This is a genomic window from Streptomyces sp. NPDC037013, assembly GCF_055607265.1.
Window position 1 is genome coordinate 330,929 of record NZ_JBVJRV010000003.1, and the last position, 24,086, is coordinate 355,014.

Consider the following 24,086-nt stretch of genomic DNA (forward strand, 5'->3'; position numbering starts at 1 on the left):
TACGTCGGCCGGATCATGGGGCTGCCGCCGGGGGCTGGGGGCCATGGGTCGCGGCGGCTCACTCCGTCGCGGGCAGGTGCCGGGTCGCGCAGTGGATTCCGCCGCCGCCCTCGCCGAGGGCGTCCACCGGCACCTGGACGACCTTCCGGCCCGGGTACAGCTCCCGCACGATCGCCGCAGCGGCGTCGTCGGCCTTCCGGTCGCCGAAACGGGGCATGACCACACCGCCGTTGGCCACCGAGTAGTTCACGTAACTCGCGAGGAAGTCATCGCCCCGACCGCCGATGTCGGACGGCTCGGGCAGGGAGACGAGGTCCAGCCGCTTGCCGCGGGCGTCCGTCGCCTCGGTCAGGGTGGCGTACGCCTGCTCGTAGGCCCGGGTCCAGACGTCCTCGGGCGCTTCGGGCGCCGGGGTGCTCATGAGGACGACGCCGGGTTCGGTGAACCGGGCCAGCGCGTCGATGTGGTGGTCCGTGATGTCCTGGCCGCGGACGCCGTCCACCCAGAGGACCTCGGTGACACCGAAGAGGCTCTTCAGGGCCCGCTCGATGTCGGCGCGGGACATGCCGGGGTTGCGGTTGTCGTTGACCAGCGAGCTCTCCGTCGCGAGCAGTGTCCCCGCGCCGTCCACCTCGATCGCGCCGCCCTCGCCGACGATCGGCGCCCCGATCCGCTCGATGCCGCGCTCCGCGAGGACGGCGCGGGCCACCCCGGCGTCGTGGCGGTGCTCCTGTTTGCCGCCCCAGCCGTTGAAGTTGAGGTCGACTCCCGCGATGCCGTCCGGGCCCACCACGAAGTTCGGGCCGGTGTCCCGGATCCACAGGTCGTCCACCGGCACGGGCAGGACGTCCACGTCCGGGCCGCAGGCGCGCCGGGCGCCGGCCGCGTCCCGTTCGCAGGCCAGCACCGTCACCGGTTCGAACTCGGCGAGCGCGCGGGCGATGCGCGCGATGTCCTCCCGGACGGCGTGGACGTACGACTTCCAGATGCGGCGGGTCGGCCAGGACATGTACGTCAGCTCGTGCGGCCCCGCCTCGTCGGGCATCCGCATGGTCACCACTCCAGGTTCGCTCGTACCGACCGGGGGTCGCGGTCGCGGTCGCGGTCGGCACGAGCGTACGGCCTCCGGTCCGCTCGCGACGGGTTCAATTCGGTTGACCGGGGCAGCGTCGTCGGGTTCCCTCGGATCCGGTCGACCAGGGGGAAACATGAGTACGGCGAACACGGACACCGGAAACGCGGCCGCGGGCAAGATGCACGCGGACGAGGCAGACATCGACGAGGCGCTGGTGCGCCGGCTGGTCGGCGCCCAGTTCCCGGCGTGGGCCGGGCTGCCCGTGGAACGGGTGGACTCCGCGGGGACGTCCAACGCGATGTACCGGCTCGGCGCGGACATGGTGGTGCGGCTGCCCCGGGTGGCGGGGTCCGCGCGGGACGTGGAGCGGGAGCTCCGTTGGCTGCCGCGGCTCGCGCCCGCGCTGCCCGTCGCGATTCCCGTGCCGCTCGGCAAGGGCCGCCCCGGCGAGGGATACCCGTACCCGTGGTCGGTCTTCCGGTGGCTGGACGGCGCGACGCCCGACCCGGCCAGGCCCCCGGCCGAACCCGCGCTGTTCGCCAAGGACATGGCCGCGTTCCTGACCGCCCTGCGGGAGGTGGACCCGGCCGGTGCGCCCGCCGCCTACCGCAGCGATCCGCTGGCGGAGCGGGACGAGGAGACGCGCGCGGTGCTCGCCGGGGTGCGCGGGCTCGTCGACGAGCGGGCCGCGACCGCCGTGTGGGAGGCCGCGCTCGACGCCCCGGCGTGGGGGCGGCCCGCCGTGTGGGTCCACGGTGACCTGCAGCCGGGCAACGTCCTGGTGGACCGCGGCCGGCTCGGCGCGGTCATCGACTTCGGATGCATGGGCACGGGCGACCCCGCGGTCGACCTGATCTCCGCCTGGTACCTCATGGACGCCGACGCCCGTACGGCCTTCCGCGCCGCGCTCGGCCCGGCGGCCGACGACGCCATGTGGGCGCGCGGGCGGGGCTGGGCCCTGACGATCGCCCTGATGGAGCTCGCGTACTACCGCAGGACGAACCCGGTGATGGCCCGCACCGCCCACCTCGTCATCGACCGGCTGACGGGCCGGGCCTGACGCGGGCGGGCACTGACGCGGGCGGCCCGGTGGCCCGCCCGCGTCGAGCCGGGCTCATGCCGTGCTCACCAGGAGGTGGAGCGCCAGGGCGGTGATGAGAGCGCTGGAGGTGAGCGCCGTGATCAGCCGGCCGCGGCGCCCGGTCAGCACCCGGCCGAGCAGCGCCCCGCCACCCGCGAGGAGCAGCTGCCAGCTCGCCGACGCCACGAACGCGGCCAGCGCGAACACCCCCTGTTCCAGGGGCGTCAGCGTCGCCGTGGCCGGGCTGCCGAGGACGAGCGCGGCGAAGTAGATCACCGTGGCGGGGTTGAGGAGCGTGATGCCGAGCAGGGCCGCGTAGGCGCGGGCGGGGCCGGGCGGGGCGCCGCTCCTCGTGGTGGCCGTGTCGCGCCCCCGGTACTGGCGGAGGGCCGTCACGGCACCGCGTGCGGCGAGGGCGAGCAGGACAAGGACCGAGGCCCAGCGCAACGGTGTCAGGACCGGTTCGACGAGGCCGGTGAGGGAGGCGCCGCCGACCGCGGCGAGGAGGGCGTAGAGGCCGTCGGCGGTGGCGACGCCGAGGGCGGCGCAGGCGCCGGTCCGCAGGGAGGTGCGGGCGGTGAGGGCGACCAGGTAGGTCGCGACGCCGCCGACCGGCATGGCGATGCCGTACCCGGCGAGGACCCCCGCGACCAGGACCGCGCTCACGCGTGCGCGGGAATCGGCCTCCACGGTCGGCCGGGCTGCTGCTGGACCCGCGCCGGACGAGCGGCGGAGGCGGACAGCGGCAGGGCGGCGTGAGCCGTTCTCGTGGTCATGGGCCGAGCCTCGCGGGGACACGGCGGAACGGGCAACTGATTTATCCCGCCGCGGTACGACGGCCCTGCGGAGGGGGGCGGTCGGGGGCCGGTGTCGCCGGTGTCCCGGAACGCACCGTAGCGCTCGCCCCATCCGCCCCGGGATACTTCCGCCACCTCACCGGTTACGGAAGGATTCGCGTGTTCTCACGACTCGGCGCTCTCGGCGTCGCCGCTCTCCTGGCCGGGCTCGCCGCCCCGGCGCCCGCCTCCGCCGCCTCCGCCGCCCCTTCAGGCCGCGCCGCCCCCACCGTCGAGGAGGCGCGGCTCGACCGGGCCGCCCCTCAGGAGATATTGCGGCGCAGCGGCTTCGACTCCGTGGCACCCGAGCTGGCGCGGGCGCTGGACGGGGCGCGCTCGTACGACGGGGCGCGGCGGCTCGTCGTACGCGAAGGCAGGGCGCTGTGGCGGCGGGCCGTCGAGCGGGCGCAGGGGCACGGGCCCGTCGGGGCGCGGGCGGGGCTCAGCCGGGATGACGACCGGCCGCTGTACTGGGCGCGGCTCGGGATGACCCGGGAACTGCGGCGGTGGGAGCCCGCCCGCTTCACGCTGAGCGAGGCGCAACGCGCCCGTCTGCTGGGACAGTTGGAAAGGTCGTCGCGGGGTCAGGACAGCGTCGACCTCCGGTCCGGCAAGGGCCGGCACGTCAAGCGCGTCCTCGTCACCGGTTTCGACCCGTTCACCCTCGACCGGGACGTGCGCATCAGCAATCCGTCGGGGGCCGCGGCCCTCGCCCTGGACGGCACCACGATCCGGACGCCGGAGGGGCCCGCGCGCGTCGAGACCGTCGTCTTCCCGGTGCGCTGGCAGGACTTCGGCGACGGGACGGTGGAGCGGGCGCTGCGGCCGCACCTGCCGCACGTCGACCTCTTCACCACGATCAGCCAGGGACGCGTCGGCCGGTTCGACGTCGAGCGGACCAACGGCGCCTGGCGCGGCGGCTTCCCCGACAACGAGAACCTGTCGCGCACCGAGACCGTGCCGGTGAGCGATCCGGCCTCGCAGCCCCAGTGGACGTCGACGACCCTCCCGTACCAGAAGATCGTGGCCGCCGACACCGGCCGCTTCCCGGTGTACGACAACACGTCGGTGACCGAGATCCCGGCGGGCGGCAGCGGACCCGTGGTCCGGCCCGACGGGCCGACCCCGGGGTCGACGGCGCGCGAGGGCGGCGGCGGTAACTACCTGTCGAACGAGATCGCCTACCGCGCGACGCTCCTGCGGGACCGGCTCGGCCTGCACGACCGGCTGCCCGGCGGCCATGTGCACACGCCCGTCCTGCAGTTCGGCGCGGGCAACACCGATCCGGCGACGGGCGAGGTCACCGATCCCGAGTTCGTGCGCAACCGGCTCGACATCATCGCTCAGGTGCGGGGGATACTCCGGGTCGCCGTGTCGTCGTCCTGACCCGCGCCGTCGGTCGCGCCGTCCTCGCCGAGCAGGTCGCGGGCCATCAGCGTCGCGCCCGCGACCGCGCCCGGCATCAGGAACACCGCGACGAACGGCACCAGGAAGGCGACGGCGAGCGGCGCCCCGAAGCCCCAGGCGAGCTGTTTGCGGGAGCGCAGCAGGGTGAGGCGGTCGCGGAGTTCCACGCCGCGGCGCTGCAGGGCGACCGCGGTGAGCTCCTCGACGAGGAAGAAGCCGGTCACGCAGAAGCCGATCACCGGGACCACGGTCTGACCGGCGACCGGGACGAAGCCGAGGGCGAAGAGCAGTACGCCCCAGAGCGCCGCCCGCACCACGACGCGGAGACTGTCCCTGGCCGAGATCCACAGCTCGCGCCAGAGCGGCAGACCCGACGTGGGGGCGTGGCCGGACTCGGCGATGTCGACCTTCTCGGAGAGCGACTCGTAGAACGGCTGGCCGATCAGGAGCGTCATCGCGGTGAAGGTGAGGACGGAGAGCAGCAGCGCCAGCGCGAAGAGCAGGCCCGTCAGGAAGCCGCGGAAGAGGCCGGCCCAGGGCGAGGACCAGTCGTCGGCGAACGGGGTGGCCCAGCCGACGAGGTCGGCGCCCCACAGGGCGAGGCAGACGAGCGCGGCCACGTAGAGCACGAGGGTGATCAGGCCGGGCAGCAGCCCCCACCCGTACTGCCTGCCGTGCCGGGCGACCCAGCGCTGCCCTTTCACCAAGTAGCCGAAGCCCACACCCAGATCACGCATGCGCCACACCTTAGCCGCAGGTGGGCGGGGGTCCGCGCGCGGCGGGCGCCGGCTCTGTCCCGGCCCGGACACAAGGCCCTCTTGTTGTACGGGAGTTGAGCCGGTAAGACCTCGCTCACCGATCTCTGGAGGTACGCATGGGCATGTCCCGGCCACCAAGACCCGTCCTGCTCACCGCCGTCGCCGCGGGCGCGCTGGTCCTCACCGCGCTCGCCCCGGGCAGCGCCACCGCCGGTCCGACGCCGCGCCCGGTCGTCCGCGAGGGCTCGCCGACCGGTCCCGGGCGGGCCGCCGCGGCTCCGGCGGACGCCGCCGAGCGGGCGCTGAAGGACGCCGGGGCCCCGGCACCGCCCGGCGCCGGCAAAGGCCGCGGATACCCGCGCGAGCGCAGGCTCACCGAACCTCCGGCCGACCCGGCCGACAAGTCGATCAAGCTGGGGCTCACGCCGTACCACGGCATAGCCCCGAAGCTGAACGCCCTGCAGCGCCTCGGCGACCGCGTGAGCGTGGAGATCGCGGGCCGCTCCGCGGGCGGCCACGAGCTCTACCTCGTGACCGTCACCGCCCCGGAGTCCGCGCGCGAGACGGCCCGCCAGGAGAGGATGCGCGAGCGCATCGAGAACGCGCCGGATGCGGCCGCCGGGGACAAGGCGATCAAGGCCTCGTACAAGACGCCCGTCTTCATCAACAACAACATCCACGGCAACGAGTGGGAGGGCACCGACGCCGCCCTGAAGCTCATCGAGCGGCTGGCGAAGGCCGACGACGCCGGGAGCCGCTCGCTGCTGCGCCACAACCGCCTCTACTTCAACATCACCGCCAACCCCGACGGCCGCATCGCGGGCACCCGCGCGAACGCGGGCGGCTTCGACCTCAACCGCGACTTCATCACCGCCTCGCAGCCCGAGGCCCGCGCCATCCGCCGGATCGCCGTCACCACCCAGCCCGCGGTCATGATCGACCTGCACGGGTACGTCAACGGCACGCTGATCGAGCCGACCACTCCCCCGCACGGCGAGAACTACGAGTACGACCTCTTCCTCAAGAACTCCTACGCCAACGCCCTCGGCATGGAGGCCGCCATCAAGGGCCTCGGATACACCGAGGAGAAGGACGGCGTGAAGCCGCCCATCATCCCCTTCCGCGACCAGGCGGAGGGCTGGGACGACTGGCCGCCGATCTTCACCCCGCAGTACCTGCCGTTCCACGGCGCGGTCGCCACGCACACCATCGAGTTCCCGATGCAGGTGAACAACGAGGAGTACGAGACGCAGCCCGTCGCGGAGCTGCGGCGCAGGGCCGCCATCAACGTCGACATCGCGGGCGCCGCGATGCGCGCCACCCTCGACTACACCGAGAGCCACCGCCGTTCGGTGATCGCCGACCAGATCGAGGTCTTCCGGCGGGGCGCCGCCGGCGCCGAGCAGGTGCCGGTGTCACCGGAGACGGTCCCCGGGGTGCCGGGGATCGGACCCGAGGACGTCTACACGACCGAGTTCCCCCGCGCGTACGTGATCCCGGCGAGCGGGCGCGCGCAGCGCTCGGCGACCGCCGCGGCGCGGCTGGTGGACCACCTCATCGCCAACGACGTGCGCGTGGCGCGGGCGGACCACCCGTTCCGGCTGGCCGGGCGGACGTACCCGAAGGGCTCGTACGTCGTCGACATGCACCAGCCCAAGCGGGGTCTCGCCAACGTGATGCTGGCCGATGGGCGGGACATCAGCGGCAAGGTGTCGACCATGTACGACATCTCGGGGTGGAGCCTCGGACGGCTGTGGGGCGCGAGCGTCGACGCCGTTCGCGGGGGCGGCCTCGGCGGCGTGCACGCGCGACCGGTGCGTGCGGCGACCCGCGTCGGACAGGTGGCGCCCCACGGCGACCTGCGCCTGCGGCTCGACGACCCGCGCGAGATCGCCGCGCTCAACTCCCTTCTCCGGCAGGGCGTTCCGGTACGGCGCGACCGCGAAGGGAACGCACTCGTGCCGTCGTCCGCGCGCCGCGCCGCGGCCGTCGCCGCGCGGACGTACGACGTGGTCTTCGACGCCACCGGGGCCAAGGGCGGCGCCCTGCTGCACCGGACGCGGGTGGCGGCCGCCGTCACGGCGGGCGAGCTGTTCGCGCTGCGGGAGATGAACTTCGACGTGGTGCCCGTGTCGACCGCGGCGCTCAACTCCGGCTTCGACTGGAAGAAGACGGACGTGCTCTTCGTCTCGGCCGGGCTCGACCGCGACAAACTGAACGACGCGGCGAAGGCTGGACTCGACCGGTTTCCCGCCCGGGGCGGCGGAGTGGTCGGGCGAGGCGCGGCCGGCGCCGCGCTCAACGCCGACGCGCGGCTGCTCACCGTCAAGCCCGTCGAGGGCAACGGCGACGCCAACGGCGTGGTCCGCGTGCGCAACGCGGGCGGCGCCCTCACCGGCGGCGCCCCGGACCACACCTTCGTCTACGCGCCGATGTGGTTCACCGACCTCGGGCCGCGGGTGCGCGTGGAGCAGGCGTACGGGGCCGGGAACCCGCTCGTGTCCGGGCACTGGCGGGCGCTGGAGGACGGCACGGGAGGGCCCGCGGACGCCGCCGGGCACGCCTCGGTCGTCAGCGGATCGGCCCGGGGCACGCACGTGGTGCTCTTCGGTACGGAGCCGCTCTTCCGCGACCACCCGAAGGGGGTCTTCGCGCAGCTCGGGCGGGCTCTGCTGGGGGTGAGCCGCGCGGGAAATAGGTGACGGGGTGGGACGGTTGATCTTGACGCTTGACATCGACCGTCCCACCGATGCGCCCCGGAGGCCATTCCGCATGACCCGTGAGATCAGAGTGCAGGGCACTGTCGCCGACGGTTACGAGGCGGTGCGGGAGGAGTTCACCGCGGTCCTCGCGGCCGAGGACCCCCACTACGCCGGTCAGCTGGCCGCCTACGTCGGGGGCCGCAAGGTCGTCGACCTGTGGGTGGGACCCGACACCGACGGCGACACCCTGTACGGGGTGTACTCGTCCACCAAGGGCGCGGCCCATCTCGTCGTCGCCCTCCTCGTCCAGGACGGCACGCTCGACCTGGACCGCGAAGTGGCGTACTACTGGCCGGAGTTCGCCGCCCACGGCAAGGGTTCCGTCACCCTGCGCGAGCTGCTCGCGCACCGCGCCGGCGTCGTCGGCACCGACCTGGGGCTCTCCCCGGAGGAGGTCGCCGACGACCGGGCGATCGCCGCGCGCCTCGCCGCGCAGCGCCCGTACTGGCGGCCCGGCACCGCCTTCGGCTACCACGCCCTGGTCATCGGGGCGCTCAGCGGCGAGGTGGTCCTCCGCGCCACCGGACGCACCCTTCAGGAGGTGTACGAGGAGCGGGTGCGCGCCCCGTACGGCCTCGACTTCCACCTCGGACTGCCCGAGGAGCACGAGGGCCGCTTCCGCACCGTCCTGCCGATGCTCCCCACACCGGAGCAGCAGGCGCTCCTCACCGCGTCGGAGACAGGCCCGCGCAGCCTCAACGCCATCGCCTTCAACCGCAACGCGGCCGAGCCCACCGACATCCAGACGCTGCCCAACCTCCGCGCGGTGCGCGCCGCGGGCCAGGCGTCGGCCGGCGGTGTCGCCTCCGCGCGCGGTCTCGCCGGGATGTACGCGGCGGCGGTCACCGGCATCGAGGGGCGCGAGCCGCTCCTGACGGCGGACACGGTCGCCGAGTTCGGGCAGGTCCAGTCGGTCGGGTACGACCTGGTGTCGCGGGGGCACCGGGTCTTCGCGGTCGGCTTCCAGGCGACGGCGGAGGTCGCGTACCCGTTCCTCGGCGCGGGTTCGATCGGGCACAGCGGCGCGGCCGGCTCGCAGGCGTTCGCCGATCCGGGCCGCGCCCTCGCGTACGGGTACACGCGGCGTCGGTTCGCGTGCCCGGGCGGCGCCGCGCCGGAGAACGAGCGCCTGGCGCGGGCGGTGCACGAGGCGGCGCTCGCGGCGGGCTGAGGCCGGGGCCGCGTACGACGGAGGGCCGCACCCCTTTGGTCCGGGGTGCGGCCCTCGCGTGCGTACGGCGGGCGGGTCAGGCGGCCGAGACCTCGACCTTGATGTTGCCGCGCGTGGCGTTCGAGTACGGGCACACCTGGTGGGCCTTCTCGACCAGGGACTGCGCGGTGGCCGCGTCCACGTTCGGGATGGAGGCGGTGATCCGCACCTCCAGGCCGAAGCCGCCGGACTCGTTCTGGCCGATGCCGACGTGGGCGGTCACGGTCGAGCCGGAGATGTCGGCGTTCTCCTTGCGGGCGACCACGCCGAGGGCGCCCTGGAAGCAGGCGCTGTAGCCGGCCGCGAAGAGCTGCTCGGGGTTGGTGCCCGCGCCGCTGCCGCCCATCTCCTTCGGCGGGTTCACGACGACGTCGAGCTTGCCGTCGTCGCTGGCCACGCGGCCGTCGCGGCCGTTCTCCGCAGTGGCGACGGCGGTGTACTTGACGTCGATCTTCTGGATGGACATAGGTGTCTGTTCCTCCTGAGATGTGACGTGGTGCGCGCCCACAACCACGGTTTGTGGAATCAGGTTATCGGATACCGGAAGCGCGTCACCGGCCCCGGCGGTGCTGCCGCCGGTCAGCCGAGGGAGACGATCATCTTTCCGGTGTTCTCGCCGCGGAGCATGCCGAGGAAGGCGTCCACGCCGTTCTCCACGCCCTCGACGACCGTCTCGCTGTACTTGAGCTCGCCGGAGCGGACCCAGGCGCCGACCTCGCGCACGAACTCGGGCTGCAGCGCGCTGTGGTCCTGCACCAGCATGCCCTGCAGACGCAGGCGCTTGCCGATGACCAGGGCGAGGTTGCGCGGGGCCGGGGTCGGCTCGGTGTCGTTGTAGCCGGCGATCATGCCGCAGATGGTGACGCGGCCGTGCACGTTCAGGCGGCTGATCGCGGCCTCCAGGTGCTCGCCGCCGACGTTGTCGAAGTAGACGTCGATGCCGTCGGGGGCGGCCTCCTTGAGCTGCTCGGCGACCGGCTTGTCGTCCTTGTAGTTGAAGGCCGCGTCGAAGCCGTACTCCTCGACGAGCAGCTTCACCTTCTCGTCCGAGCCCGCCGAGCCGATGACGCGCGAGGCGCCCTTCAGCTTGGCGATCTGGCCGACCTGGCCGCCGACGGCACCGGCCGCGCCGGAGACGAAGACGGCGTCGCCCTCCTTGAAGGAGGCCACTTCGAGAAGACCGGCGTACGCGGTCAGGCCCGTCATGCCGAGCACGCCGAGGTACGCGGAGAGCGGCGCGGCCTGCGCGTCGACCTTGGTGGCGTGCTGGGCGGGCACGGAGGCGTACTCCCGCCAGCCCGCGAAGTGCAGGACGTGGTCGCCCACCGCGAAGCCCTCGGCGTTGGAGGCGATGACCTCGCCCACCGCGCCGCCCTCCATCGGACGGTCGAGCTGGAACGGCGGGACGTACGACTTCACGTCATTCATCCGCCCCCGCATGTACGGGTCCACGGAGAAGTGGAGGTTGCGGACCAGGACGCGGCCCTCGGCCGGGGCCTCCACGGGGGCCTCGCGCAGCGCGAAGTCCTCCGGGACGGGCCAGCCGGACGGACGCCGGACGAGGTGCCATTCGCGGCTGACGGAGGGGAGCGAGTCGGGGGTGACGGGCATGGGGGGCGTCCTCCTAGTGGGGCTACGGCCGGCTTGGGGTTGTACGACCGGCTCGTGGTTGTACGGCCGGCTTGGGGTCCTACGACCGGCTTGTGGTTCTGCCGAAATGCTTCAGGTTATGAAACAACCATGCTCCTGAATATTTCATGATGTCAAGTAAACGAGTACCCTGGTCTCCATGGCCCCCAACACCTCCCGTGCCCACACCCCCCGAGCCGACCCGCTGACGCTCGAAGTCGTCGAGCTCATCGGCTCGGTCGTGGCGCGCTACCACGAGGAGTACGAGGAGGCCGCCGCCGAGCACGCCCTGACCGGGGCGCAGGCGCGCGTACTGGGACTGCTCTCCCTGGAACCTATGCCCATGCGTCGTATCGCGCAGAAGTTGAAGTGCGAGCCGTCGAACATCACCGGGATCGTCGACCGCCTTGAGGCACGCGGCCTCGTCGAGCGGCGGCCCGACGCGACCGACCGGCGCGTGAAACTGGCGGCCCCGACGGCGGAGGGCGTGGAGGTCGCCCGCAGCCTGCGGGAGTCCCTGGACTTCGCCCGCGAACCGCTGGCCGAGCTCTCGCACGACGAGCGGGTCTCACTGCGGGGGCTGCTGCGCAGGATGCTGGGGGAGTAGGCGGGGGGTTTGGGCCCCTGCGGGGGCTTCCGGCGCATGCGGGGGCCTCGGTCGGCCCTGTCCGGGCATGGTCGGGGTGACCGGCGTGCCCGTGAGGTGGTTACGTGCACCACCACAGGAAGCGGTCGCACGTCTTCGTGGGGGTCGGGTCCGGGGGGTCGGTCGGTCTCGGCTTTCCCGTGGTGGGCGGGGGCGTCGGCCGGGAGGTCGCGGGGGTGTCGCCCGGGGCTCCGGGGGCGTCCGAGGCCGGGGGTGCGGGGTTTCCTCCGCCGTCGCCGGAGTCTTTCTGCCCCTGGTCCCCCTGCCGCCCCTCCCCGCCCCCGCTCTCCCTCCGCTTCTTCTCCCGCTCCCGCTCCTTCTTCTTACGGGCCCGCCGCTCGGCCTCCTCCGCCGCGCTCCCGGACGGCGCGGCCGACGTGGCCGCCGCGTCCTCGGCCGTGGTGCCGCCGACGGCACCGTCACCCGGGCGCGCGGACTCGGTGGGCACGGAGCCGTCCGCGGACCCGCCGTCCGGCGCGGTCGCCGCGGCGGGCTCCTCCGAGGCGCCCTCCGTGCCCAGCTCGGCGAGGCTCAGGCCGGCGGCGGCCAGGGCGAGGCCCGCCGTGACGTAGAGGACCTTGCGGCGCCTGCGCCGATGCGCCCTGCGGCTGCGCTCCCTGCGGCGGCCGCGGGTGCGCGGGGACGACTCCTCGTACGCGTCGTCGTGGGCGTCGGGTTCCCCCTGGGCCACGTCGACGGACCGCGCGTACTCCCGGCAGGCTTCGGCCGGGGTTCCGCACCCCGGGCAGGCGAGGGCGCCGTTGAGGTGCCTGCGGCACGGGTGGCAGTAGTCCATGAGGCATGGAGGCTAGGTGCCGCGTCGGTGGCAACGGAAGCCGCGGCTGTGAAAGTTGTGTGCGGAATCGAAAAGTCCGGTGGCGCCGGGCGTCATATCCTGCCCAGTAACCCCCTCAACCGGCGGGCCCGCAGAACCAGTTCCAGTTCGAACCGGCGGTCCGGGTCGTCAATCTCGTCACCCCAGAGTTCCCTGATCTGGCGGAGGCGGTACCTCACCGTCTGCGGGTGGACACCCAGCCGCGCCGCCACCTCGGGGGCGCCGCCGCGGGTCTCCAGCCAGGCCAGAAGGGTCTCGGCGAGGCGGCGGCCGTGGGCGGGGCCGCAGTGGTCGAGGGGTGCCAGGCAGCGCCGGGCCAGATCCTCGATCAGCTCTTCGGGCTGCAGGAGCACGAGGGCCTCGGTGTGCTCCGTGCAGTGCAGGACCTCGCCCGCGGGGAGCAGCCCGCGCTCCATCAGGCGCACCGCCGCCTCGGCCCAGCGCAGCGACTTGGCGGCGTCGGCCAGGGCGACGGGCGGGCCGATGGCGCCCGACCAGCCGGCCATGGCGCGGCGCAGCAGCTCGGGCCGGCCGGCCGCCTCGGGGTCGGGCACCACCATGCGGGGCTGCTCGGCCTCCATGTCGAGCAGGACGCCCTGCCCGACGGCGGGCGCGACGGCTTCCCGGGCGGGGCGCAGCAGGACGCCGACGGCGACGCGTTCGGGCAGCTGCCAGCCGACGCGGGCGGCGCGCTCGCCCAGACCGTTGCCGGGGGACGCGGACGCGGACGCGGTGCCGGAGGCCAGCCCCGAGCCTCGCCTGGCGCCGTGCGGGGAGGATCCGGCGGTGTCGGGACGCCGCTCGGTGAGCAGCAGGTCCATCAACTTCCGCTGCAGACGCAGCCGTTCGCCCGCCTCGCGCGCAGCGGCCTCGGCGTATCCGCGTACGGACTGGTCGACGAGGCCGTCCAGATACTCGAAGCCGGACTCGGCGAGCTCGTACATGGCCGGGGGCGGGATCTCGATCTGCTGCCCGATCTCGGCGAGACGCCGCCAGGCAAGCCGGACACCGAGGCGGTAGATGGCCTGGAGCGAGTCGAGACTGCGGCCGTGCAGACCCTCGCCGCGGCCGAACTCCTGGAAGACCTCCAGGTGATAGCGCGGCCGCCCCTCCTGCGACGCCAACTGCTGGACGAAGCCCTCAAGGGCGCGGCGGATGCCGACGAGCGCCATCGGCTCACCCGATTCGTCGGGGACGACGGGCAGCCCGGGGTACTCGGCGCGGATCTCCCGCAGGATGTCCTGGGCGAGCGCGGGCACCTCTTCCAACGCGAGCGCGGCGAACTGCCGCACTTGCCGGGGCGGCACGTCGCGCCAGGCGGAGCGGGTGGGTGGGGTGAGGGGTTCGGATGGTGTGAGAGGTACGGGCGGCTGGTCCTCAGACCAGCACTCATCAGACAACTGATCGTCAGACAACTGCCTCTCGGGCAGCCGGTCCTCAGACATCCGGTCCTCAGACAAGCACTCGTCAGACAACTGCTCCTCAGACAACCGGTCGTCAGACAACCGGTCGTCAGACAAGTACCCGTCAGACAACTGCTCCTCGGACAACCGCCCCCCGGACAACCTCTCGTCCGGCGATTCCTCGGCGGCCATCATCCGGTCCTCGGAGGCCTGGGCAGGGGTCGCGGCCACGGCCGCTCACTGCCCCTGCGCCGGCGCCTCGTAATGCACCAGCGGCGTATTGGGCTGATCCGGGGTGGCGTCGAGGAGTGCGACGATGCCGAGGGCGGCGCCGACGGCGAGGAGCGCCGCGGCGGCGACAGTGAGTGAAGCGGCGAGCAATCGGTGCATGCGAGGGTCAGCCTCTCTGTCGGAGGTCATCCCCACCCTTGTCGCGCACCGGCCGCGCAGTCCTGCGGTCGCTCTGTCGCGCGGTCCTGGTCGCACAGCTCCTGCCGGCCCCGTCCGGCAAGTGCCCAGTCTCTGCAATGCATTGACACTTCGTCAAGGGTGCGCCTACGGTTCCCGGCCCATACGGCTCGGTAACACTCTCCGCCTCAGCCCAGGAGTGACCTCATGCGCCGCACCGCCTCTCCCCTGTCGCTGATCCTTCTCGGGCTCGGCGCGTTTCTTCTGGTCCTGGCGCCGATGCTGGCGTGGTACGTCGAACCCCACGCGAAACGCACACCGGTCGACATCGACACCATCACCGTCTTCAAGGGCAAGGGAAGTTACTTCGACACCGAGAAGATCAAGACCGTCCACGACAAGAACCTCACCATCACCCGGCAGGTGCGCGGTGACGTCGCGGACAGCGAGGAGAGCGGGCGGGCCGTGTGGGACGTTTCCACGTCGGTGGATCCGGACAAGTCGCTGCCCGCGGCCGACCCGCACGACTCGCTCCAGTGGACGAAGGAGCGCTGGGTCACCGACCGGAAGACGAACGCGCCGGTGCACTGCTGCGGCGAGGAGCCGTACTTCGAGGGCGAGGCGTACCTGAAGTTCCCCTTCGACGTGGAGAAGCGCTCCTACCGCTGGTGGGACAACACGCTTGGGGCGACCGTGCCGCTCACCTACCGGGGCACGAAGAAGATCCAGGGGTACGAGGGCTACCGCTTCACGGCGACGGTGAAGGCGACGAAGACGGGCACCCGGCAGGTGCCGGGGCGGATGGTCGGGCAGCCGAAGAAGAGCCAGGTGATCGCCGACGAGTACTACGCCAACCACGGCATCGAGCTCGTCGCCGACCAGCGCACCGGCCGGATCATCTACGCCGCGATCGGGCCGCGCAAGACGCTGCGCGCGCCGGGCTCGGACAAGGACGCGACGGTCCTGCTCGACAGCGAACGCATCGCCTTCACCCCGGCGACGCAGAAAGCGCAGGTGGCGCTCGCCGACGACGACAGCAGCCGGCTGAAGCTGGTCGGCGAGACGTTGCCGATCGGCGCGGCGGCGGTGGGCGGAGTGCTCGCGGTGGCCGGAATCGTACTCGTCGTGCGAGGGCGTCGCGAGGATGGGGCACACGGTCCCGGGAGGCATGGCGGCGGTTCGGCGGAGCCGGGGAGTCCGAATGCTGGTACGCCACCGACGGCCCTGCAGCCGACCACGATGTGATGAGGCGTCAGCTCAGGAAAGCCCGGAAATTGTCACTTCGGTGAGTAGCCGCGCGGTACGGGTGGGCGAAAACTATCCACCCCACCCGCGCACAGCCCCGCATGCTCCGCGCACAGTCCCCGCACCGTCGGCACGGACCCAGCACCACCCGCGCACCCCCCGCACCACAGCGCACCCCCGCACCGCACGTCCGCGCGAGACCCCCACACCTCCGCGGCCGCCCCGCCCCACCCGGCACAGCCCCGCACCACACGGCACGACCCCGCCCACCCGGCACGAGCCCCGCCCCACAGCACCAGCCCCACCAACATCCCCACCCCGCACCACCCCCACAAAAGCCCCACCGACCGGACCCCCCACAGTTCCGCACCCTGAGACGAGTTGGAGCACGCATGCCCCAGCACGTACCGTCCTCGCTGCGCGCGGCCGCCCCACGCCGTGCGGAGCACCTTCCGGCGCCGCCCCCACACCCGCGCCGGATCGTCTTCCTCGCCCACCGCGACCTCGGCAATCCGGCCGCGGGTGGCTCCGAACTCCTCGTCGACCGGCTGGCCGACGGGCTCAGCAAGCTCGGCCATCAGGTCACCCTGTTATGCGGTGGCCCGGCCGCGTACCGCGACTACCGCGTGGTCTCCGCGGGCAGCGACAAGGGCCACTACCTGCGGGCGCGTTCCGCGTTCGCCCGGCAGATCGGCGACTGCGACCTGCTCGTCGAGGTCTGCAACGGCATGCCGTATCTGGCGCCGCTCTGGCACCGCGGGCCCACCCTCTGCCTGGTCAACCACGTCCACACCGACCTGTGGGGGATGCGCTTCCAGGGCGCGCTGGCCCCCGCCGCCCGCCTGGGACGCAGACTCGAGCACTGGGCCCTCTCGGGCGCCCAGCGCGGCAATCTGCTCGTGGCCGTGTCGCCGTCGACGGCCACGGCGCTGCGGGCGATCGGCGTCGAGCGCGAGCGCATCCGGATCGTGCACAACGGTGTGGAGGAGCCGGGTCCGCTGCACGCCCGCTCCGACGAGCCGCTGTTCCTGGCGATGGGCCGGCTCGTCGAGTACAAGCGGATCGATCTGCTGCTGCGGCTGTGGGAGCGCGTCAGACCCGTCACGGGCGGCCGGCTGGTGATCGTCGGCGACGGCCCCGAGCGACAGCGTCTCGAGCAACTCGCCGGTCCCGGGGTGGAGTTCAGGGGCCATGTTCCCGAGGCGGAGAAGCACCGGCTGCTCTGTGAGGCCTGGATGCTGCTCCATCCGTCGGCCGTGGAGGGGTGGGGGCTCGTCATCACCGAGGCGGCGACGCGTTCCACGCCGTCGATCGGTTTCGACGTCCCCGGGGTACGCGACTCCATCGAGGACGGCGTGACGGGGCTGCTCGCGCGGGGCGAGAGTTCCTTCGCCGCCGCCTGGTGCACGCTGGCGCTGAGCGCCGAGCGCCGCAGGGCGCTGGGCAAGGCGGCCGGTGAGCGGGCCACCCAGTTCCGCTGGGGCAACACGGTGCGGCAGTTCCAGGCGGTGGCGGCCGAGGCCGCCGCGGCCCACGCAGGGACCCCGGCGCCCTCGGGGCCCCCGATATCCCAGGGGTCTGCGTGAAGGACCCGTCGCTGCGCCGTTCCGCCACCCTCTTCCGGGCCTTCCTGCGCGAGCAGCGGGAGCCGGAGCGGTGCTACACCCTCCTCGCCCGGGACGCCGCCGACCAGGTCGAGGCGTACGGCCCGGTCGAGGGCCGCACCGTCGTCGATGTCGGCGGCGGGGGCGGGTACTTCACCGAGGAGTTCCGGCGGCGCGGCGCGCAGTGCTTCCTCTTCGAGCCGGATCCGGCCGAGTTGGGGGCTAAGCCGCCCGAGGGGGCGGTGGTGGCCGACGGGTATCTGCTGCCGCTCGGGGACGGCGTCGCCGACGTCACGTTCTCCTCGAACGTCCTGGAGCACGTCGACGATCCGCAGACGTTCCTGAGCGAGCTGGTCCGCGTCACCCGGCCGGGCGGACTGATCTACGTCTCGTTCACCAACTGGCTCTCCCCGTGGGGCGGTCACGAGTGGGCGCCCTGGCACTACCTGGGCGCCGACCGGGCCCGCGCGCGCTATGAACGGCGTACCGGAAGGGCCGCGAAGCACGCCCTCGGCGAGAACCTCTTCGCGCACCACGTCGGCACGACGCTGCGCCAGGTGCGGGAGCGCACCGACGTGGAGGTCGTGTCGGCGCGCTCCCGCTACTGGCCGTTCCTGGCCGGGGCGATCACCAAGGTGCCGGGTGTGCGCGAGGTCGCGACCTGGAATCTCCTCCTCATCCTCAGGCGGTGTCCATGACCACGGTCCAGGCCCCACCCCCGGCGGCCGCAAGACCCACGACCGGTGCCCCTGAACCCGCGCGGGGGCCGCGTTCGCGGCGCTGGTTGCTGGGGTTCTGGGCCGTGGTGTTCGTGGCGTTCCTTGCGGTGCGGCCGGGGCGGATGACGTTCGACACCAAGCTCGGTGTCGCCGTCGACCCCTGGCAGTTCCTCTCCGACCTGGGCCAGCTGTGGCACGACCGGGGCGGCTTCGGCGGGATCCAGGACCAGTACGTGGGCTACGCGTTCCCGATGCTGCCGTTCTACGGGCTGGCGAAGCTCGTGCAGCTGCCGGTGTGGCTGGCCGAGCGGCTGTGGCTCTCGCTGATCGTGGCGGCGGCGTTCTGGGGTGCCCTGCGCCTGGCCGAGCGGCTCGGGGTCGGCAGCCGGCCGAGCCGGCTGCTGGGCGCGGTGGTGTACGCGCTGTGGCCCACGTTCACCGTGGTGGTGGGGTCGACGTCGGCGGCCGCGCTGCCCGGCGCGGTGCTGCCGTGGGTGCTGCTCCCGCTCACCGACGAGCGGATCAGCGCGCGTCTCGCCGCGTGTCGTTCGGCGCTGATCATCCCGTTCATGGGCGGCGTGAACGCGGCGGCGACGCTCGCCTCGCTGCTGCCCGTGGGCCTGTACCTGCTCTCCCGGCCGAACGGCCCGCGCAAGCGCAAGCTGATCGTCTGGTGGGTGCCGGGCGTCATCCTGGCCACCGCCTGGTGGGTCGTCCCGCTGCTGATGCTCGGCATCTACGGCGAGAACTTCCTGCCGTACGTGGAGACTTCGGCCACCACGACGGGCACGATGTCGGCGACGGAGACGCTGCGCGGCGCCGGCAACTGGGTCGCGTACCTGCACTTCGGCGAGGCCTGGCTGCCCGCGGGGTGGACGGTGGCGACGGCCGTCGTCACGATCGTCTGCTCGGCGCTGGCCGCCGCCCTCGGCCTCGCGGGGCTGGCCCGGCGCGATCTGCCGGAGCGCCGCTGGCTGGTCCTCACGGTCCTCTCGGTCGCCCTGGTGACGCTGGCCGGGTACGGCGGGGCGTTCGGGGCGCCCTTCCACGGGACGGTGCAGTCCTGGCTGAACGGCGGGCTCGTACCGTTCCGCAACATCTACAAGTTCCAGGCGGGCCTGGCCCTCGCACTGGTGCTCGGTCTGACGCACCTGGTGGGCGTGGCCGCCCAGGCGCGCGGCGCACGGCCGGTGCGCGGCCGGCGGTACGCGCCGCTGATCGCCGCGGTCCTCGTGCTTCCCGGTCTCGCCTGGCCGTACCTCAACGGGTCGATCCTGCAGCCGGGTTCGTTCCAGAAGCTGCCGACGTACTGGCAGGCGACGGCGGACTGGCTGGAGAAGTACTCCCCCGACTCCCGTGCCCTCGTCGTCCCGGCGACCGCGCACGGCATCTACACCTGGGGCTCCCCCATCGACCAGCCGCTGGACGTGCTCGCCGAGTCGCGCTGGGCGCAGCGCGACTACGTGCCGTTCGGCGCGCCGGGCAACCGGCGGGCGATGGACGCGGTCGAGCAGGCGCTGATGACCGGCGGTGAAGTGCCGGGCCTGCGCGACTACTTGACGCGCGCCGGGCTCTACTACGTCGTCGTACGCAACGACCTCGACCCCGACCAGGTCGGGCACGTCCCTTCGGCGACCGTGAAGCGGACGCTGGAGGAGTCCGGCTTCAGCCGGGTGACGGGGCTCGGCCCGGTGACGACGGACGGGAAGATCCCCGACGACACCCCGCTCCAGGTCGAGGGGCTCTACCCGCGCCAGCGCGCGGTGGAGATCTACGCGCCCGGCAAGGGCGCGGAGCGTCCCGGCCAGGCGGGCCTGAAGCCGGTCTCGAACACGGCGGTCGTCAGCGGTGGCCCCGAGTCGCTGCTGCCGCTCTCCGCCGATCCGTCGCTGCGGGACCGCCCGACCGTCCTGACCGGCGACAACCACCCGGGGCTCGGCACGCCGGGCCTCCAGGTGGTCGGTGACGGGCTGCGCCGCGCCGACACCCGCTTCGGCCTGGTCAACACCAACACCTCCTACACGTACACGCGGGACGAGCGGAACGCGGTCGACGCCGAGCAGGACGCCGGCAAGAAGCCGCACCAGATCCTGCCGACCAAGGGCATCGGGCACCAGACGACGGCGGAGCTGCGCGGCGCCAGGTCGGTCTCCGCGTCCAGTTACGGCAACTGGCTCTTCCACCTGCCGCAGTACGACCCGGTGAACGCCTTCGACGGGAACCCGGCCACGGCGTGGGCGGAGGGCAACGCCGGTTCGGCGGACGGCGAATGGATCAAGGCCGAGTTCAACGCCAAGATCTCCGTCCCGGCCGCCTTCCGCGTGACGCCGCTGCCGCAGGACGGCGTGCGGTCCGCGCCGACCCGGGTGCGGGTGGAGACGGAGCGGGGCAGCGCGACGAGCGATCTCCAGCCGAACGGTCTGGCCCAGCGGATCAAGGGCCCCGCCGGCCCCACCTCCTGGATCAAGATCACCATCCTGGACACCCAGGAGGCGCGCCCCGGCCTGACGGGCGCGGGCTTCTCGGAGATCAGCCTCCCGGACGTGCGCGTCACCCGGCTGCTCCAGCTCCCCACGGACGCGGAGAAGTCGACGGACGCCCGGGCCAGGACGTACTCGATGCACCGCTCCTCCGACCCGGGCGCCCTCTCGCCGGTGAACACCGAGTCGGGGCTGCACCGCCGCTTCACGACGCCGGGGGCCGGCACGTACACCTTCAAGGCGAGCGCGGTGGCCGTGCCGGGCGCCGAACTGGACGAGCTGCTCTACAAGGTGGCGCCCGAGCAGGAGCAGCAGATCATCGCCACGGCGGACTCCACCGCGAAGCTCGGCAGCGGTCTCTCGCCGCGCAACCTCACGGACGGCGATCTGACGACGGCGTGGATCGCGGGCTCCACCGACCGGCCGGTGATCCACCTCAAGTGGCCGGACAAGCAGCCGGTCGGCGAGATCGTGCTGCCCCCGGCGGGCGGTCTTTCGACCCGCCCCGTGAAGATCGAGATCAGTTCGCCGGACGGCGCGGCGACCGCGGGCGTCGACGAGAACGGCAACGCCCGCTTCGCCCCGATCACCACCGACGAGATGGACATCACCATCACGGAGACGGCGCCGCTGACGGTGCACAACCCGGTGGCCGACAGCGACCTGCGGCTCCCCGTGGGCCTGACCGAGGCCTACATCCCGGCGCTCGACAAGTACCGCACTCCGCGGCCCGCCGCCTCGGAGCGCTTTACGCTGCCGTGCGGGCAGGGCCCGACGATGTCGATCGACGGCGAGCTGTTCGAGACGAGCGCCAAGGGCAGGGTGCGTGACCTCACCGAGCGGCGCCCGGTCGACATCACGCTCTGCCTGCGCGGCGAGAAGGCGCCCGACGTCCGCCTCGAGGCGGGCGCGCACCACGTGGAGACGGGTGACGCGGGCCCGCTCGCCGTCATGGACGCGTCGCTGACCACCGGCGACGCGGGCACGGTCGACAAGGCCTCCCGTGAGCTGAAGGTCAGGGACTGGCTGGGCGACCGCCGCGAGGTGTCGGTCGGCGCGGGCGCGGCCTCGTACCTGACGACGTACGAGAACGTGAACGACGGGTGGAAGGCCACGCTGAACGGCAAGGAGCTGACCTCGGTGCGGCTCGACGGCTGGCAGCAGGGCTGGCTGGTGCCGGCGGGCGAGGGCGGCACGGTCAAGCTGTCCTACGAGCCGTCGCAGATCTACGAGATCGGGCTGATCCTGGCCGGCGTCGGGGTACTGGCCCTGATCGCGCTCGCCGTGCTGTGGCGGCGCGAGACGGACCCGGACGCCCCGGCCCCCGCGCCGCCCGCCCCGGGCTTCGTCCTCGGCACGGTGGCGCTCACCCTGGTGGCCGCCGTGATCGCGGGTCTCTTCGCGCTGCTGGTGCCCGTGCTCGCGCTGCTCGCCCGGCGGCGGCACGCGCTGCTGGTGCCGATCGCGTTCCTGGCGATGGCGGGGGCGGGCATCGCGGCGGCGACGGGTGCGGGCGAGTCCCTGACGGCGGACGAGGGGGCGTTCGGGCGTCCGGCCCAACTCCTCGCCCTCATCGCGCTGTTCGCGGCTCTGGTGTCGGTACGGGAGACACCGCCGCGTGCCGGGGACACGTTGGAGTACGGCCCGCTCCCGCCGCACACGCCCCCGCCGGGCCACGACCCGGCGACACCGCCGCTGCCCCGCCGCACGCGCGGCCCGGAGCCGGGGCTCCCGCCCAAGGCGCCGCCCCGCGACGCGGGCCCGACCGTCTCGGCCCGCGGCCCGGCGTCGGCGCAGCCCGAACCCCCGCCGCCGGGACGCGGAGCGGCGCGCTTCGCGCGACGCGGGCGTACGGCCACGACAGGAGAGGGCGCCCAGCGATGACCGCACTGGAACACCCGGCACGCCGCGCGGACGGTCCCGGGCGGCCGCCCGCCCGCGTACCGTTCCCCGTCGTCGACGAGGTCTCCCGGCACTGCCTCCAGGAGGAGGAGCCGGAGACCGTGCACATCGAGGTGCATCTGCCGGGCACCCCGGACCGGGAGCGGCTGCGCGCCGCGTTCGGCGAGGCCCTGCGCCGCCACCCCCGCATCCTGATGCGGGAGGCGCGGGGCCCCTGGTACCGGCGCCGCTACGAGTGGGAGCTGACGGCGGAGCCCGACGTGGACGTCGTGTCGTTCCCCGCGCCGGAACCGGACGCCCTCGAACGGGCCCGTGAGCGGGCGCTGTCCGACGCGCCGCCGCTCACGGCGTCCCCGCCCATCCGCCTCGAGGTGGTGGCGCAGGATCCGCCGGCCGGCGGTGACGGCTGCGTCCTCTTCCTCACCATCAACCACACCGCGCTGGACGGCCCCGCCTGCCTCCGCGTCCTCGCCACGGCCGCCGAGCTCTACGGCGGCCGGGACAACTCCCCTGCGGCGCCCCCCTCCCGTGCCCCCGCCGCGCCCGGGGCCGCGCCCGAGCCCGTGCCCGAGGCCCCCTCCGGCTGGGCGCCTCCGGCCCGGGTCGCGAAGGGCGCGCCCGAGCCCTCCCCCGGCAACGGCATGCTCGTGGCGGAGCTGCCGGTCCCGCGCCGCCCCAAGGGCTCCCCGTTCACCGTCAACGACCAGCTGATGGTGGCGACCGCGCTGATGATCGCCCACTGGAACCGGGAACACGGCGCCCGGCCCCGCCCGTTCCGCATCACGATGCCGGTGGACGACCGCCCGCGCGACGCGAGCATGCCGATCGGCAACGGCACGCGACTCGTCGAAGTCCCTTTCAGCGCAGATGAGTTGGGGCGCGAGGAGTGGAGCCCGGAGCAGATCCACGACCTGCTGCGCCGCACCTGTGACCGCACCCGCACCCTGAAGGCGCTCTCCCGCCCCCAGCTCGGTCACGGGGCCGCCCTCCTGACCGCGCCCGTCCTGCCCGTCACCCTGCGGGCCGCCGTCACCCGCGGCCTGCGCAGGGCCGCCGCGCCCTGGACGTCGACCACGCTCCTGAGCAACATCGGCCGCATTCCCTACGCACTGGACTTCGGCGACGCGGGGCGCGCGCACGCCGTCTGGTTCTCCGCGCCCGCCCGCCTGCCCCGCGGCCTCACCGTGACCACCGCGTCCACGGCGAGCCGCCTCCACCTGGCCCTGCGCTGGTCGAAGACGCTGCTCAGCCACGGCGACGGGGCCCATCTGCGCGACCTGTTCGAGCAGTACCTCCATGCGACGGAACACACCGAACCCCACCAGACCCACGGGGGGCCCAAGTGACCACCGCGACCACCAGGCCCGAACGCCCCGCGGGGCTGCGGGACTTCTACGAGAACCCGGCCGTCCCGGTCGCCTCGGGCGACGCCCGCAGCCTCCGCCAGGCCCGGATCCTCGCCGCCGCCCTCGGCCCCGCCACCACCCGCACCGCGACGGTCCTCGACATCGGCTGCGGCGACGGCACGGCCGCGGCGACCGCGGCACCGCTCCTCGCGGGCCACCGCGTCGTCGGCGTGGACTGGTCGCAGGACGCCCTGCGGCGCGCCCACACCCGCCTCCCGTACGTCGTGCGGGGCGAACTCACCGACGGCGGGCTGCCGTTCGCCGAAGGCGCCGCCGACGCCGTGCTGTTCAGCGAGGTCATCGAGCACCTCGTCGACCCGGACAGCGCCCTCGACGAGCTGCGGCGGGTCCTCGCGCCCGGCGGCCACCTGATGATCTCCACCCCCAACCTCGCCGCCTGGTACAACCGCGGTCTGCTCCTCGCCGGTGTGCAGCCCGTCTTCTCCGAGGTGAGCCTGCGCGCCGTCCACGGCCGCCCCGGCAAGGAGGTCGTCGGGCACCTGCGGCTCTACACGGCCCGCGCGCTGCGGGAGTTCGTGGCCGCCGCCGGCTTCGAGGTGGTGGGCCTGTCCGGCGCGCCCTTCCACGGCGTGCCGCGTCCGCTGCGCGCCCTGGACCGGCTGGCGTGCGCCGTGCCGGCCGCCGCCTCGATCCTCCTGCTGCACGCCCGAAAGGTCTGA

General features: G+C 73.4%; 19 protein-coding genes. 11 read left to right on the forward strand and 8 right to left on the reverse strand.

Annotated features, from left to right (window positions below):
• Nucleotides 1–58: 58 nt before the first annotated feature.
• Nucleotides 59–1,051 carry an agmatine deiminase family protein gene (locus ACZ7DY_RS11425; RefSeq protein WP_471134499.1) on the reverse strand — a complete coding sequence of 331 codons (993 nt, stop codon included), beginning with the start codon at nt 1,049–1,051 and terminating at the stop codon, nt 59–61.
• Nucleotides 1,052–1,208: 157 nt separating this feature from the next.
• Here ACZ7DY_RS11425 and ACZ7DY_RS11430 point away from each other — a divergent pair, with 157 nt between their 5' ends.
• Nucleotides 1,209–2,135, forward strand: coding sequence for an aminoglycoside phosphotransferase family protein (locus tag ACZ7DY_RS11430; RefSeq protein WP_471133109.1), 927 nt, complete (start codon nt 1,209–1,211; stop codon nt 2,133–2,135).
• Between the two features lie 54 nt (nt 2,136–2,189).
• Here the strand turns inward: ACZ7DY_RS11430 and ACZ7DY_RS11435 are convergent, their stop codons facing one another.
• Nucleotides 2,190–2,822, reverse strand: coding sequence for a LysE family transporter (locus ACZ7DY_RS11435; RefSeq protein ID WP_471134501.1), 633 nt, complete (start codon nt 2,820–2,822; stop codon nt 2,190–2,192).
• A gap of 290 nt (nt 2,823–3,112) precedes the next feature.
• Here ACZ7DY_RS11435 and ACZ7DY_RS11440 point away from each other — a divergent pair, with 290 nt between their 5' ends.
• Complete coding sequence (locus ACZ7DY_RS11440) at nt 3,113–4,378, forward strand: pyroglutamyl-peptidase I (RefSeq protein WP_471133111.1); 1,266 nt, start codon at nt 3,113–3,115, stop codon at nt 4,376–4,378.
• Here ACZ7DY_RS11440 and ACZ7DY_RS11445 read toward each other — a convergent pair.
• Nucleotides 4,336–5,136, reverse strand: a complete 801-nt coding sequence (locus ACZ7DY_RS11445; protein ID WP_471133114.1) for an EI24 domain-containing protein — start codon at nt 5,134–5,136, stop codon at nt 4,336–4,338. The two genes, ACZ7DY_RS11440 and ACZ7DY_RS11445, sit on opposite strands and share 43 nt — an antisense overlap.
• 137 nt (nt 5,137–5,273) lie before the next feature.
• Between ACZ7DY_RS11445 and ACZ7DY_RS11450 the strand changes: the two genes are divergently transcribed.
• Together ACZ7DY_RS11450 and ACZ7DY_RS11455 are read left to right on the forward strand one after the other, a co-directional pair.
• Nucleotides 5,274–7,859 carry a M14 family zinc carboxypeptidase gene (locus tag ACZ7DY_RS11450; RefSeq protein ID WP_471133117.1) on the forward strand — a complete coding sequence of 862 codons (2,586 nt, stop codon included), beginning with the start codon at nt 5,274–5,276 and terminating at the stop codon, nt 7,857–7,859.
• A gap of 70 nt (nt 7,860–7,929) precedes the next feature.
• Nucleotides 7,930–9,090 carry a serine hydrolase domain-containing protein gene (locus tag ACZ7DY_RS11455; protein WP_471133120.1) on the forward strand — a complete coding sequence of 387 codons (1,161 nt, stop codon included), beginning with the start codon at nt 7,930–7,932 and terminating at the stop codon, nt 9,088–9,090.
• A gap of 76 nt (nt 9,091–9,166) precedes the next feature.
• Here the strand turns inward: ACZ7DY_RS11455 and ACZ7DY_RS11460 are convergent, their stop codons facing one another.
• A complete protein-coding gene (locus ACZ7DY_RS11460) occupies nt 9,167–9,595 on the reverse strand; it encodes an organic hydroperoxide resistance protein (protein ID WP_471133123.1) in 429 nt (142 codons plus the stop codon).
• A gap of 113 nt (nt 9,596–9,708) precedes the next feature.
• Nucleotides 9,709–10,740: an NADP-dependent oxidoreductase gene (locus tag ACZ7DY_RS11465; protein ID WP_471133125.1), complete on the reverse strand. Its 1,032-nt coding sequence runs from the start codon at nt 10,738–10,740 to the stop codon at nt 9,709–9,711.
• A gap of 178 nt (nt 10,741–10,918) precedes the next feature.
• On the opposite strand from ACZ7DY_RS11465, the gene ACZ7DY_RS11470 reads away from it, so the two are divergent.
• Nucleotides 10,919–11,365, forward strand: a complete 447-nt coding sequence (locus ACZ7DY_RS11470; RefSeq protein WP_471133127.1) for a MarR family winged helix-turn-helix transcriptional regulator — start codon at nt 10,919–10,921, stop codon at nt 11,363–11,365.
• Nucleotides 11,366–11,465: 100 nt separating this feature from the next.
• Here ACZ7DY_RS11470 and ACZ7DY_RS11475 read toward each other — a convergent pair whose 3' ends face one another.
• The 3 genes from ACZ7DY_RS11475 to ACZ7DY_RS11485 form a co-directional block, all read right to left on the reverse strand.
• Nucleotides 11,466–12,200, reverse strand: coding sequence for an SCO2400 family protein (locus ACZ7DY_RS11475; RefSeq protein ID WP_471133130.1), 735 nt, complete (start codon nt 12,198–12,200; stop codon nt 11,466–11,468).
• Between the two features lie 92 nt (nt 12,201–12,292).
• The gene (locus tag ACZ7DY_RS11480) at nt 12,293–13,873 is read right to left on the reverse strand and encodes a PucR-like N-terminal domain-containing protein (protein WP_471133132.1); all 1,581 of its coding nucleotides are present in this window, start codon (nt 13,871–13,873) and stop codon (nt 12,293–12,295) included.
• A gap of 6 nt (nt 13,874–13,879) precedes the next feature.
• Nucleotides 13,880–14,032 (reverse strand): hypothetical protein, encoded by a 153-nt coding sequence (locus ACZ7DY_RS11485; protein WP_165283971.1) that lies wholly within the window; start codon nt 14,030–14,032, stop codon nt 13,880–13,882.
• A 225-nt stretch (nt 14,033–14,257) separates the two neighbouring features.
• Between ACZ7DY_RS11485 and pgfA the strand changes: the two genes are divergently transcribed.
• The 6 genes from pgfA to ACZ7DY_RS11515 all read left to right on the forward strand — a co-directional run bounded on the left by pgfA (nt 14,258) and on the right by ACZ7DY_RS11515 (nt 24,086).
• Complete coding sequence (gene pgfA, locus ACZ7DY_RS11490; protein WP_471133136.1) at nt 14,258–15,295, forward strand: cell envelope lipid trafficking protein PgfA; 1,038 nt, start codon at nt 14,258–14,260, stop codon at nt 15,293–15,295.
• Between the two features lie 392 nt (nt 15,296–15,687).
• On the forward strand, nt 15,688–16,881 hold the full coding sequence (locus ACZ7DY_RS11495; protein WP_471133138.1) for a glycosyltransferase family 4 protein: 1,194 nt from the start codon (nt 15,688–15,690) through the stop codon (nt 16,879–16,881).
• Nucleotides 16,878–17,597, forward strand: a complete 720-nt coding sequence (locus tag ACZ7DY_RS11500; RefSeq protein ID WP_471133140.1) for a class I SAM-dependent methyltransferase — start codon at nt 16,878–16,880, stop codon at nt 17,595–17,597. The genes ACZ7DY_RS11495 and ACZ7DY_RS11500 overlap by 4 nt, the downstream gene beginning before the upstream one ends.
• Complete coding sequence (locus tag ACZ7DY_RS11505) at nt 17,594–21,982, forward strand: DUF3367 domain-containing protein (protein ID WP_471134504.1); 4,389 nt, start codon at nt 17,594–17,596, stop codon at nt 21,980–21,982. The genes ACZ7DY_RS11500 and ACZ7DY_RS11505 overlap by 4 nt, the downstream gene beginning before the upstream one ends.
• Nucleotides 21,979–23,346 carry a condensation protein gene (locus ACZ7DY_RS11510; RefSeq protein WP_471133142.1) on the forward strand — a complete coding sequence of 456 codons (1,368 nt, stop codon included), beginning with the start codon at nt 21,979–21,981 and terminating at the stop codon, nt 23,344–23,346. The genes ACZ7DY_RS11505 and ACZ7DY_RS11510 overlap by 4 nt, the downstream gene beginning before the upstream one ends.
• Nucleotides 23,343–24,086 carry a class I SAM-dependent methyltransferase gene (locus tag ACZ7DY_RS11515; protein ID WP_471133144.1) on the forward strand — a complete coding sequence of 248 codons (744 nt, stop codon included), beginning with the start codon at nt 23,343–23,345 and terminating at the stop codon, nt 24,084–24,086. Before ACZ7DY_RS11510 ends, ACZ7DY_RS11515 begins: the two co-directional genes overlap by 4 nt.